This window comes from Flavobacterium sp. CLA17, assembly GCF_013112255.2.
Lineage (GTDB): Bacteria > Bacteroidota > Bacteroidia > Flavobacteriales > Flavobacteriaceae > Flavobacterium > Flavobacterium circumlabens.
The window spans coordinates 4637535-4650900 of the sequence record NZ_CP068294.1 but is presented as its reverse complement, the minus strand read 5'-3'; the positions used below and the strand labels follow the sequence as shown (position 1 = coordinate 4650900).

Here is a 13366-nt window from a genome sequence, read left to right as displayed (position 1 = left end):
TCAATCTGCCAAATCTGCGGGAAAAAAATCTGTGGAAACCAGTTTAAATCCGTTAAATCAGCGGACAAAATTCAGCAGTATAAAGCTTCCGTCTTCGTAAAAAAAATTAAACCGCTTTCTTGTCAAAAATCAAATCCAATCCGCCGGAAATCAAATGTGCTACTTCGGGACGTTTTACTTTCAATTGATCCAGGTAAACTAAAACTTCCTGAAATAATTGATTTTCATCTGAATCCTTAAGAAGTTCAGCAATTTCTACAGAAAGAAGCCAATCGTTAGAATGTTTATTTTTAAGTTTTTCGAATATAGATTTTACTTCTGAAACGGAATTTTTATTTTCTCTGATCAGACGAATAGACTGATACAAATTTTCTAATTCATCACGTTCGTCAGTATGTTTTGCCTTAATGGTTGTGGTTGTCGGAACAGTATTAATCAGGTCAAAACTATTGACATCAGCTGGTCCTGAAAAGGCCGAAACGACTTTTTTGCCAATTGCCATGTCATAATTTCCCCATTCAGGCTGGAACAGTGTCTTTTCTCCATGTTTTACGGTGCAATTTCTGAAACTTATCAGAATAATTTCTCCATGGAGATTTCTGGAACCCGTGATGATTTCACCTTCAACAATAATATTACCTTCAAATTCCAGTTTTACAGCTTCATTTTCAACAATATTATACGCCTGTAAATCCTTTGGACTCATATCTTCAATCGCTAAATTAAAGCCTTTCAGTTTCCCAATCGGACTTCCGAATCCTTCAGGATGTGTTAAAGTTCCATGACCTACTAACTCTTTTTCGCGGTAGGCCAAAGCTGTTTTTCCGGTAGTCTGAATATAAACAGGTTTTCCTTCGTCTTCAATTACATTGGTAAAAACACCGGAAACCTGTAAACCTGTACTCAATTCAATTGTCCCTAAAGCATTCGAATGAATCAATTTATTAATACCGGAAATACCTCCGGTACGCAGAGCCATTTTATGGGCAAATTCCTCTAAAATCAAACTTAGATAAGAGAAATTTGGCGTTACATACAATTGTGGCTGTAATTGCGTAATATCAAAATTCTGATTCGCTGCTGAGATATCATAAGGGATTTTCTTCACGTTATCCGTCATGCACCAGGCACTTTCTCCAATAGACGAAAGCAATCCGGCACCGTAAATTTTCGGATCTTCAACAGTTCCGATCAGGCCGTATTCAACAGTCCACCAATGCAGGTTCCTGATTTGGGCCATTTCAGATAATTCGCCCATATTATTCTGTAAATCAGCAACTGCTTTTTCGGCTTCATCGATTTTTTCCTGTGGCGTATCTTCCGCTTCTTTCAAAATAGAAAGCAGGCGAATCGCTTCGTACATTTGATAATCTTTATGAGATGAAATAGCTTTACAGCCAATTTCTCCAAAACGACGCAAATATTCCGCATATTCAGGATTGGCAATAATTGGAGCGTGGCCGGCACCTTCATGAATAATGTCCGGTGCAGGAGTGTATTCGATATGTTCTAATTGTCTGATATCTGAAGCGATAACCAAAACGTTGTATGCCTGAAATTCCATAAAAGCATTGGGCGGAATAAATCCGTCAACAGCAACGGCAGCCCAGCCAATTTCAGTCAGAATGCGGTTCATACCATACATACTGGGAATAGAATCAATTTCAATTCCCGTTTTTCGTAAACCATCCAGATAAGAATGATGGGCTACTTTAGATAAATAATCTACATTTTTACGCATCACATAACGCCAAACGGCCTGATTAACAGGAGTGTAATCGCTATAATCCTGAGGTTTGATAAATTGCTTTAAATGTTTAGGCAATCTTTCTAATAATGGATTTGTTTCAATATTGGCATTCATTTCGAAAACGTTGTAGATTAGAATGTAAAATTACGAATTTAGCCCGCTATTTTTTGCTATTCATTGCAATTTTTTTGTTCGAAATGATTTTTTATTGCATTTTTCGTGAGTTCACTCCATCAGATCGCAAAGAGCTTTTTTGTCCTGCTTATCAGGCTAGAGATTTTCGGCACTCCTGAAATATTCAATTTTATAATTGAACATATAGGCCATATTTGCCGCACGGATTTTAGCTTCTTCCGCTAATTTACCCACAAATAAAAAATCTACAGTCGAATTAAATATCTCCATCCAGCGATCAAAATGAGTTTGATTTACCGGTAAATGTTTGTGTGGAGGAAAAGGACTTCCTGAATACGTATGCTCTTCCAGCAAAATAGTCTGCCAGAAACGATACATCTTTTCCAGATGTTCGGGCCATCTTCCTAACATTTTTTCATTAAAAATCGGACCGATTAAATCATCTTCCTGCACTTTTGCATAAAAAGTATTCACTAAAAGTTTAATATCGCCTAAGCTTGAAATATCCTGAGTTGCCATTTTTTATAAGAGTAAAATTCAATTACAAAAATACAATATAACAAAGGGTTTACTTTCTGATATTTATCATTTAACAGCATTTTTTGATTTTATATTCTCTCTAAAATGGTGGATTTTCACTCTTTTTGTTTAAAATTGAATTTGACGCAAAATCCGCTTTCCAAAAGTATTATTATTTTAATTTAAATTATTGATAATCAATGTTTTGTTTTTAAAAAAGATATGCTTTTGTAAGGTTTTATGTCTTTTTTGATGTGTTTTTGTTAAGTTTGTAAATTATTGTTTTAATAAAAATTAACATAATTTTGAATGTAATTAATAGAATTAATCTTAAAAATAAAGAAAAATTAAATTATTAAAAACGTAAAAAAAATGAACAAAACTACCCCAAAAACTAAAAGCCGAATGAAGTGTATTATAATGATCCCTCTCGTTATGTTACTTCTTTTTAATGGTAAAACAAACGCTCAGACCGTTATTCCATGGATGACAACAGGAGATCAGTCCAAATTATTGCAGCAGCAATCTACGGTAAATTTTGGCACCAATTCCGGAAGTAATCCTTCAACGGTAACCATTAACGCGGCAACGACTTACCAGACCATGGACGGATTTGGTTATACCCTTACCGAAGGAAGTTGTGAGGTGATTAGCGGAATGGCAGCCACTCAGCAAAATCAATTATTAAATGATTTGTACAATACGACAACGGGTTTAAATGCCAGTGTGGTGAGAATTAGTATCGGAGCATCTGATTTAAGCAGCTCTTCTTACAGCTACAATGAAACTTCGGGCGATGTCAATATGAATAATTTTAGCCTTAACGGACCGGATCTGACGTATTTAATTCCGATTATAAAAAAGATTCTGCTCATTAATCCAAACATAAAAATACTGGCAACTCCATGGTCAGCACCGCGCTGGATGAAAACCAATAATTCATGGATCGGCGGAAGTTTGCAGACCCAATATTATGCTGCTTATGCCCGGTATTTTGTAAAATATTTTGCCGCCATGCAGGCACAGGGAATTTCGATTTGGGGAATTACACCTCAAAATGAACCTGAAAATCCACATAACGAACCGAGTATGTTAATGAATGCTACGGAACAAAAGAATTTCATTAATACCCAGCTTGGCCCTCAAATGGCAGCAGCAGGTTATGGAAATGTAAAAATCATAGCTTTTGATCATAATTGCGACAATACAGCTTATCCGATTGATGTTTTAAACAACAGCAGTTATGTTGATGGCGCAGCATTTCATTTGTATTTAGGAAATATTTCGGCGATGTCAACAGTACGAAATGCAACCAATAAAAACGTTTATTTTACAGAACAATACACCGGATCGGGCGGGAGTTTTAGCGGAGATTTTGGCTGGCACATGCAAAATGTGGTGATCGGAAGTACCAATAACTGGGCAAAAACGGTTTTGGAATGGAACGCGGCAAATAATACGAGTTTAGGACCACGTACTCCTGGCGGATGCACCACTTGTTTAGGGGCCATTACAGTGAATAACAGTACAAGTTACACTAAAAATGTAGCGTATTATATTATCGGTCAGATTTCAAAATTTGTAAAACCGGGAGCTTTAAGGGTTTCCTCTTCAAGTACAAATGGAAGTATTATTTCCGCAGGATTCAAAAACCCCGACGGATCAATTGCGCTTGTGGTTTATAATTCAGGCGGATCATCCAATACAATCAGAATCGTTTCAGGATCATCTGCTTTTGATTATGCGGTTCCTGCGGCTTCGGCAGTGACATTTACCTGGGGCGCCGGAACGCTGCCGCCAACTGGTTTTCCGGGCTATTACAATATTATTTCCAGAAATAGTAACAAGGGATTAGATGTAGCCGATAATGCTACAACAAGTGGAAGCAGAATTCAGCAATATGATATTACAAACGGCGGAGGAAATAATCAGCGCTGGAAATTTGTGTCGGCGGGAAGTGGCAATTTTTATATTATTGTGAAATCAACTCAAATGTACCTGACCACCGAAAATAACGGTACCGGAGATGGCGTAAAAGTGGTGCAAAAAAGTTTCGCCGCTACAAATGAATTCAAATGGACGGTTACCAGTCTGGGAGGCGGCTATTACAAAATAATCAATGTAAACAGTGGAAAATCTCTTGACGTGGAAAATGTTTCAACAGCCAATGGAGCCAACATTCAGGTTTGGTCTTACACAGGAGGTTTAAACCAGCAATGGCAATTTGTACAGATCGAATCCACCGCCAAAAACGGTATAACAAAAGATGTTGCTACAGAAACGGAAGGTAATGAAAGAACCATTTTTATTAATGAAACGAACGATTACTTAAAAATTGGCACCAATCATGAGGGTGAAGGATCAGTAGAAGTATTTACTATTTCAGGACAGAGTGTATTGAGCAAACCGCTAAGTTTTGTGAAAGGAAATCCATCTGAAATCGAAATTTCAAAATTACCAAAAGGACTTTATATTGTTAAGATTAATGACAATAAAGGCACGTATTCTAAAAAAGTACTGAAACAATAAATTCAAATCTATAATTAGTTAGTAATTTTTATTTGATTTGAAAGGCTGTCTGGTATCAGACAGCCTTTTTTATTTTCATTCAATTAACCTATTAACTGCGTAAACAAATCCTGATTGTCATTCAGGTATTGGAATTCAAAACCATTTTTGGTCATGTTCATTTTAATCGCAAGAATATCCTTTTTGTTTTTCAATTCCAGACCAACCACAACAGAGCCTACTTCGCGGCTGTTTTTCTTCGCAAACTGAAAATAAGTGATATCATCATCCGGGCCTAGAATATTGTTTACAAATTCCTTTAACGCACCGGGACGCTGAGGAAACTGAATCATAAAGTAATGCATCAATCCTTCGTACAGGAGAGAACGTTCTTTTATTTCAGCAGTTCTTTCGATATCATTATTACTCCCGCTCACCACGCAGACTACATTTTTGCCTTTGATTTTATCCTTATAAAAATCTAATGCGGCAATCGTTAAAGCTCCTGCCGGCTCGACAACCATAGCTTCTTCGTTGTACAATCTTAAAATTGTAGTGCAGACTTTTCCTTCAGGAACCAGAATAATATCGTCCAGGTTTTTGCGGCAAATTTCAAAAGTCATGTCACCCACTTGTTTTACGGCAGCTCCATCAACAAATTTATCGATAGCTGTAAGGGCTGTATTTTTGTTTTCCTGAATGGAATTTTTCATCGAAGGCGCGCCTTTTGGTTCTACACCGATAATTTTGGTGTCCGGACTCAGTTGTTTAAAAACTTCAGACAAACCGGAAGCCAGTCCGCCGCCGCCAATTGGAACGAAAACGTAATCTATAGATTCTTTAAAGCTATCAAGGATTTCCAATCCAACAGTTCCCTGACCGGCCATGACTTTTATATCATCGAAAGGATGAATGAAAATTTTATGGTTTTTGATGGCATCTGCTGTCGCTGACGCATAAGCATCATCAAAAGTATCTCCGGTAAGAATAATTTCAACAAATGATTTTCCGAACAGTTGTACCTGTTTTACTTTTTGCTTTGGAGTTGTTTTCGGCATATAGATTTTGCCTTGTATATGGAGTAAATTACAGGAATATGCAACTCCCTGGGCGTGATTTCCAGCACTTGCACACACAATTCCGGTTGCTTTCTCACTTTCGTTTAACGAAGAAATCTTATTATAAGCACCCCTGATCTTATACGACCGGACAATTTGTAAATCTTCTCTTTTTAATAAAATTGTAGCTTTAAATTCGTCTGAAAGATTCAGGTTTTGTGTGAGTGGAGTAGCGGCAACTACATTTTCGAGCTGCTTTTTAGCATTCAGTACTTCGTTAAATAAGTTCATGATAGTTTAAGTTTTTTTTTTTGCCACAGATTAATTGATTTTAAAAGGTTTTAATCTGTGAGAATCTGTGAAATCTGTGACAAAATTTTCTAAATAAAAAAAACCTCCCGATTATGGGAGGTTTGATAAATTGTATTTGTTTACTTCTTTATATAACACCTCGCCATTACTGCTGAATTGCAATAATGTTAATCACGATAATAATGTTATTTAAGTTTGACATTTTTTGTTGTTTGAAAAACAAATGTATTAATTATTTTGTAAAGTATCCGGAGAAGTCTTTCTTGTTTTACAAAAAACGGATCCCAATAGTCTATCATCCGGAGAGACTGAAAAACTGAGACTGAAAACTACTTTTTAACAGGCGGGTATTGCGCTAAAATTTTAGTTACAAACTCGTTTACTTTTTCATCTTTCTTATCAGCGTTTTTAGTCAGCGTTCCGATTCCTTCGCCCTGCCAGATCATTTCTTTCTTTTTCGCATCGATAAAATCAATAAACAAAGTTCCTTGTGTAGAAGTAGAAACCGTAGTTTGTCCTCCTCCATACATCATGTAAGGATTCCATCCCCATCCCCAACCATAGCCCCATCCGGCGCTAAATTGGTTGACATCTACCTGCTCTCTTGATTTGGTAAAAATGTTAATCAGCATATCAGGATTTTCACTTTTTGTAAAACCTTTTGCCTGCATTTGTGCTTCAATAGCATGCAGAATACGTCTTTTATCCAAATCAGAAATCTCTACCTTATCAATACCTGGCTTAAAGAAAGCATATGTTTTATAAGGCGTAAAGTCGACACTTTTGTCGTAATCGGAATAAACACTAACTGTACTGCAGGAAGTCAGTATTAAAAGCAGAAAAATCGGTAGTAATTTGAATGTTTTCATATTTATAAAAATTTAATGTTCTTGTTCCTTTGTCACGCTGAGCGAAGTCGAAGCCCTTTTTTTATTAGCCTTCGACTTTGCTCAGGATGTCCTTCAACTTCGCTCAGGATGACACTGTATACTAAAATAAACTTTCATCCACAATATTAGGTAAAGTTACTTTTAGTAAAGGCTGAACTTTCATTGCTCTTTTTATAGCAAAAATAGCTTCGTCATTTCGTGCCCAGCTTCGTCTTGAAATTCCGTTGTTAACATCCCAAAAAAGCATTGATGCTAAACGTTTTGAAGCCTCTTTAGAACCATCAAGAACCATACCAAAGCCACCGTTTATAACCTCTCCCCAGCCAACTCCGCCGCCATTGTGAATAGAAACCCAGGTGGCACCCCTAAAACTGTCTCCAATCACATTCTGAATCGCCATATCGGCTGTAAAACGGGAACCATCATAGATATTGGAGGTTTCGCGGTAAGGCGAATCTGTTCCGGAAACGTCATGATGATCACGGCCCAAAACAACCGTTCCAATTTCGTCTCTTGCAATTGCCTGGTTAAAAGCTTCTGCAATTTTAATACGCCCTTCGGCATCTGCATATAATATTCGGGCCTGAGACCCAACAACCATTTTGTTTTCCTGAGCGCCTTTGATCCATTTGATATTGTCCTGCATTTGCTGCTGAATTTCATTTGGAGCCGTCTTTGCCATTTCTTCTAAAACCTGGGAAGCAATGGTATCTGTCTTTTGCAAATCTTCTGGTTTTCCGGAAGTACAAACCCATCTGAAAGGCCCGAATCCGTAATCAAAACACATTGGTCCCATAATGTCCTGAACGTAACTTGGGTATTTAAAATCGATATTGTTTTCGGCCATTACAGCTGCACCGGCGCGGGAAGCTTCCAGTAAAAAAGCATTTCCGTAATCGAAAAAGTAAGTCCCTTTTGCGGTATGTTTGTTAATCGCATCCGCATGTCGGCGTAGTGTTTCCTGTACTTTTTCTTTGAATAATTCAGGATTATTGGCCATCATTTCGTTAGCTTCTTCAAAAGAGATGCCAACCGGATAATAACCGCCAGCCCACGGATTGTGAAGCGATGTCTGGTCGGAACCCAAATCGATTTTGATATTTTCTTTATCGAAACATTCCCAGACATCAACGACATTCCCTAAGTATGCAATCGAAACCACTTCTTTATTGGCTTTCGCCGAAGTCACTCTTTTCACCAGTTCTTCAGTCGAAGTTACAATTTCATTAATCCAGCCTTGTTCGTGGCGAATTTTGGTAATTTTAGGATTTACCTCGGCACAAACGGTAACGCAGCCGGCAATATTTCCTGCTTTTGGCTGTGCACCGCTCATTCCGCCTAATCCTGAAGTGACGAATAAACTTCCTTCCGGATTTTGTTTTATTTTTCTGAAACCATTCAAAACGGTGATGGTTGTTCCGTGTACAATTCCCTGCGGGCCGATATACATATAACTTCCGGCAGTCATTTGTCCGTATTGTGACACTCCAAGGGCATTCATCTTTTCCCAGTCGTCCGGTTTGGAGTAGTTGGGAATTACCATTCCGTTGGTCACTACCACTCTTGGTGCTTCTGTATGCGAAGGGAATAATCCCATCGGATGTCCTGAATACATGGTCAGCGTTTGCTCATCTGTCATTTCAGACAAATATTGCATGGTCAGTAAATATTGCGCCCAGTTCTGAAAAACAGCTCCGTTGCCGCCATAGGTAATTAACTCATGCGGATGTTGTGCTACGGCATAATCCAGGTTGTTCTGAATCATGTGCATAATGGCTTTTGCCTGAATCGATTTTCCAGGATATTCGTCAATGGGTCTCGCATACATCTTGTAATCCGGACGCAGGCGGTACATATAAATACGACCGTATTTTTCTAATTCTTCTGAAAAATCAGTAATTAATTCAGCATGGTGTTTGGAGTCAAAATAACGCAACGCATTTTTTAAAGCCAGTTTTTTTTCTTCCGCAGAAAGAATTTCTTTTCGTTTTGGCGCATGGTTAATCGCTAAATCGTATGTTGCTTTTGGTGGTAATATAGAAGGGATTCCCTGTTGTATTTGTTCTTTAAAAGTCATTTTTTTAGATTGTAAGATGATTGGATTGTTAGACTGCTTAGATTTTTTTAAGCTGAATAATTAAGCCATCTAATTTATTTAAGGTTTAGTTAGTTTATTATAATTCAATCTGACAGAAATTATCTCATTTTCAAATTGACACATTTTCTAATTAAAACTAGGGATAACGAATATCCGACCTGTGATAGGATTTGTGGATTTTAATCCTAAATTTTCTCAAGAGAATATCCATATAATTTTAGAGTGTTGAGTTTAGATTTTGATTGTTAAGCTAGAGAAATTATCCAATTTTCAAATTGCCTCATTTTCTAATTAGTCTTCTTCTTAATTTCCCCGGTTCGTTTGTCGAATCCATACGGACAGTGACGACAGCCGCTTTTACAGCAATACCCGCGTTTTAAATGGTGTTTCTCGGTAAAGCATTTGTAACCTTCGGGCGTATAATAAAAATCTTCGCCCTCGGTTAATTTATTTTCATTACTTTGCTCTTTCATAATCCTTATTGGTGCACTATTTATTTGTTTTTGAAATCAAATCAACAAATTTTGATTATTATTTTAATGAAAACAAACAATTTTGCCTCTACAAATTTATAAATTTTACAGTCAATGTTTCTAATTGTTGCTAAATATTTAATTCCGAATGGATATCGTGGAATGGCCGTGTTTCCGTTTGTTCTGATGAAATACAGCAGCGATAAAACAAATCAGACATTTGTCAATCATGAAAAAATTCATTTGCGGCAACAACTGGAAATGCTGATCCTTCCTTTTTTTATCTGGTATTTTTTAGAATATCTGATTCGGTTAATTCAATATAAAAATACAGCGTTGGCTTATCAGAATATTAGTTTTGAAAGAGAAGCCTATGCCAACGAAACCGATTATGATTATTTGAAAATACGCCCGTTTTTTAAATTCCGGAATTACTTAACTTTAAAACAAAAATAGATTTTGAACCAGGAAATTCATATCGATTTTCAGAACAATATTTCTTTGACCATAAAGCGGGAAGATTTAATCCATCCCTTTATTTCGGGGAATAAATTCCGGAAACTAAAATACAATCTGGTTCAGGCGAAAGCGGAAAATCAGGAAACGGTATTGACTTTTGGCGGTGCTTTTTCTAACCATATTGCAGCAGTGGCATTTGCCGGAAAAGAATACGGATTTAAAACCATCGGAGTGATTCGCGGAGAAGAACTCTTTGGTAAAATTGAAGAAAATCCAACGTTGAAATTTGCTCGGGAAAACGGAATGCAATTTGAATTTGTTTCCAGGGAAGACTATCGGCTTAAAAATGAAATTTCTTTTTTAGAAAATTTAAAGCAGCAATTCGGCGACTTTTATCTGGTACCCGAAGGAGGGACAAATGAGCTGGCGGTAAAAGGCTGCGAAGAGATTCTGACTGCAGAAGATGCTGTTTTCAATTACGTTTGCTGTGCTGTCGGAACCGGCGGAACTATTTCGGGATTGATAAATAGTGCTGGTCCGGATCAGAAAATTTTAGGATTTCCGGCGTTAAAAGGTGATTTTCTAAAGGATGAAATTCGTATTTTTGCAAAAAAAGATAACTGGGATTTAATTTCTGACTATCATTTTGGAGGATACGGAAAGATAAATTTAGAATTAATTGAATTTATCAACGCTTTTTTTGATGAAAATAAAGTGCCTTTAGACCCAATTTATACGGGAAAGATGGTTTTTGGCGTTATAGATTTAATCCATAAAAACTATTTCCCTGCGCATTCAAAAATTTTGCTCATTCATACCGGCGGATTGCAGGGAATTGACGGAATGAATTTAAAGTTAATGCAGAAGAAATTACCAATACTAAAAACGAATGTTTAAAAAAATAATACTACTCTTCATAATCGCAGCATTGGCTGGCTGTTCTTCCAGTAAGCCTGCTATTGCCACAACTAAAAAACAGGCGGCGATTCAGAAACCCAGAGTAGCTTCGACTAAAAAAGGGACCTATTCCAAACCTATAGGCAAATATCCCACCACAAATAATACGACTGAGGTCATTCAGTCTACTTCAAAAACTGTTGTTACAAGTGATTTGATCAATAATTATGTTTTGCAGTTTAAAGATATTGCAATGGGAAATATGCAGAAATATGGCATTCCGGCAAGCATTATCCTGGCACAGGGAATTTTGGAATCCGGTGCAGGAAGGGGAGATCTGGCTTTGGAAGCCAATAATCATTTCGGAATAAAATGTCATAAGGACTGGCTGGGCGAAAGTGTTCGCCATGATGACGATTCCGCTCAGGAATGTTTTCGAAAATATACAGAAGCTTCAGATTCCTATCGCGATCATGCTTTGTTTTTGGTAGGCAAGAACAGATATGCAACATTATTTACTTACGAAAAGGATGATTACAAAGCGTGGGCAAAAGGGTTACGCGCTGCGGGTTATGCCACTGATCCTAACTATCCGGATAAGTTAATTAGTTACATAGAAAGTTATAATCTGCATCAGTACGATTGTCTGGTTACCGGAAAGAACTATACGGCAATTAATAAATCGGCTCCGACAAGAACCTCAAATACAAAAACAAATTCGGAGCCAGCTTCAAATGATCCCAATCTATACGAAGTTCAAAAAGGAGATACCTTATATTCAATTTCAAAAAAATTCAATGTATTGGTTGATGATTTAAAACGAAAAAACAATCTTTCAGACAATGCTCTTTCTGTTGGACAGAAGTTGAAGGTGATGTAGTTTTTTTAGTCTCAGTCTCAGTGAAATCGTAAATAATCTAAAATCAGAACTCTAAAATATAAAGTCAAAAATGATATATAAAAGAAGTAGTGAGCTTTTTGCGGAAGCAGAAAAAGTAATCCCGGGAGGAGTAAATTCGCCAGTACGAGCATTTAAAGCCGTTGGCGGAACTCCTATTTTTGTAAAAAGTGCCAAAGGTGCTTATTTGTATGATGAAGACGGAAATAAATTAATTGATTATATCAATTCATGGGGGCCAATGGTTTTGGGTCATGCTTATCAGCCGGTGGTTGATGCTGTAATCGAAAAAGCCAAATTAGGAACTTCATTCGGGATGCCGACAGAACTGGAAACTCAAATCGCAGCTTTGGCGGTTTCGATGGTTCCGAATATCGATAAAATACGGTTTGTAAATTCAGGTACAGAAGCTTGTATGAGTGCGATTCGTCTGGCTCGCGGATTTACAAAAAGAGATAAAATAATCAAATTTGCAGGTTGCTACCACGGACATTCGGATTCCTTTTTGATTCAGGCAGGAAGTGGTGCCGTAACTTTCGGATCTCCAAATAGTCCAGGGGTTACAGAAGGAACCGCAAAAGATACATTGCTGGCGAAATACAATGATTTAGAGAATGTAAAGACTTTAATTGAAGCCAACAAAAACGAAATTGCAGCTATTATCATTGAACCTGTTGCCGGAAATATGGGATGTATTCCCCCTCAAAAAGGATTCTTGCAGGGATTGAGAGATTTGTGTACTGCAAACGGAATTTTATTAATTTTTGATGAGGTGATGACGGGTTTCCGTCTGGCTCGCGGCGGTGTTCAGGAATTGTATAATATCACTGCTGATATCGTAACTTTCGGAAAAGTAATTGGCGGAGGATTGCCGGTTGGCGCTTTTGCAGCACGCGAAGAAATTATGAATCATCTGGCACCACTTGGTCCGGTGTATCAGGCCGGAACGTTATCAGGGAATCCTTTGGCAATGGCGGCAGGATTAGCGATGCTACAATCGTTAGATAATGATCGTGCTATTTTTACCCGTTTAGAAGAAAAAACAGCCTATTTAGAAGCAGGAATTGATAAGGTTTTGAAAGCAAATAATGTTGTCTTCACTATTAACAGAGTAGGTTCGATGATTTCCGTACATTTTGATGCCAATCCGGTTACGGATTTTCAAACCGCTGCAAAAGGAGATAACGAAACATTTAAGAAGTTCTTCCACGGTTTATTGCAGGAAGGTATTTATATTGCGCCATCTGCTTATGAGACCTGGTTTATTACAGATGTATTAACCTATGAAGATTTAGATTTTACGATTAATGCCATTGATAAGGTTTCAAAGAGATTCTAAAAATTAAAATATATTTTTTCAATTTAAGGT

General features: G+C 37.3%; 11 protein-coding genes. 5 read left to right on the top strand and 6 right to left on the bottom strand.

What is annotated here, in order from left to right:
* Positions 1-106 precede the first annotated feature (106 nt).
* A complete protein-coding gene (locus HAV12_RS19085; RefSeq protein WP_171571034.1) occupies positions 107-1864 on the bottom strand; it encodes an aromatic amino acid hydroxylase in 1758 nt (585 codons plus the stop codon).
* Positions 1865-2020: 156 nt separating this feature from the next.
* Positions 2021-2404, bottom strand: a complete 384-nt coding sequence (locus HAV12_RS19080; RefSeq protein WP_171571033.1) for a group III truncated hemoglobin — start codon at positions 2402-2404, stop codon at positions 2021-2023.
* 372 nt (positions 2405-2776) lie between these two features.
* Between HAV12_RS19080 and HAV12_RS19075 the strand changes: the two genes are divergently transcribed.
* Positions 2777-4933 carry an RICIN domain-containing protein gene (locus HAV12_RS19075; RefSeq protein WP_171571032.1) on the top strand — a complete coding sequence of 719 codons (2157 nt, stop codon included), beginning with the start codon at positions 2777-2779 and terminating at the stop codon, positions 4931-4933.
* Positions 4934-5016: 83 nt separating this feature from the next.
* Here the strand turns inward: HAV12_RS19075 and ilvA are convergent, their stop codons facing one another.
* The 4 genes from ilvA to HAV12_RS19055 form a co-directional block, all read right to left on the bottom strand.
* Entirely contained in the window at positions 5017-6261 is a 1245-nt protein-coding gene (ilvA, locus tag HAV12_RS19070; RefSeq protein ID WP_171571031.1) for a threonine ammonia-lyase IlvA, read from the bottom strand.
* Between the two features lie 350 nt (positions 6262-6611).
* Positions 6612-7151 carry a DUF4136 domain-containing protein gene (locus HAV12_RS19065; protein WP_171571030.1) on the bottom strand — a complete coding sequence of 180 codons (540 nt, stop codon included), beginning with the start codon at positions 7149-7151 and terminating at the stop codon, positions 6612-6614.
* Positions 7152-7272: 121 nt separating this feature from the next.
* A complete protein-coding gene (locus HAV12_RS19060) occupies positions 7273-9249 on the bottom strand; it encodes a urocanate hydratase (protein WP_171571029.1) in 1977 nt (658 codons plus the stop codon).
* Positions 9250-9557: 308 nt separating this feature from the next.
* The gene (locus HAV12_RS19055) at positions 9558-9743 is read right to left on the bottom strand and encodes a DUF5522 domain-containing protein (RefSeq protein WP_171571028.1); all 186 of its coding nucleotides are present in this window, start codon (positions 9741-9743) and stop codon (positions 9558-9560) included.
* 114 nt (positions 9744-9857) lie between these two features.
* On the opposite strand from HAV12_RS19055, the gene HAV12_RS19050 reads away from it, so the two are divergent.
* The 4 genes from HAV12_RS19050 to hemL all read left to right on the top strand — a co-directional run bounded on the left by HAV12_RS19050 (position 9858) and on the right by hemL (position 13336).
* Positions 9858-10199 (top strand): hypothetical protein, encoded by a 342-nt coding sequence (locus HAV12_RS19050; RefSeq protein WP_171571027.1) that lies wholly within the window; start codon positions 9858-9860, stop codon positions 10197-10199.
* A 3-nt stretch (positions 10200-10202) separates the two neighbouring features.
* On the top strand, positions 10203-11099 hold the full coding sequence (locus HAV12_RS19045; RefSeq protein ID WP_171571026.1) for a 1-aminocyclopropane-1-carboxylate deaminase/D-cysteine desulfhydrase: 897 nt from the start codon (positions 10203-10205) through the stop codon (positions 11097-11099).
* Complete coding sequence (locus HAV12_RS19040; protein ID WP_171571025.1) at positions 11092-11979, top strand: glucosaminidase domain-containing protein; 888 nt, start codon at positions 11092-11094, stop codon at positions 11977-11979. Before HAV12_RS19045 ends, HAV12_RS19040 begins: the two co-directional genes overlap by 8 nt.
* A gap of 70 nt (positions 11980-12049) precedes the next feature.
* Positions 12050-13336: a glutamate-1-semialdehyde 2,1-aminomutase gene (gene hemL, locus HAV12_RS19035; protein ID WP_171571024.1), complete on the top strand. Its 1287-nt coding sequence runs from the start codon at positions 12050-12052 to the stop codon at positions 13334-13336.
* Positions 13337-13366: the final 30 nt, after the last annotated feature.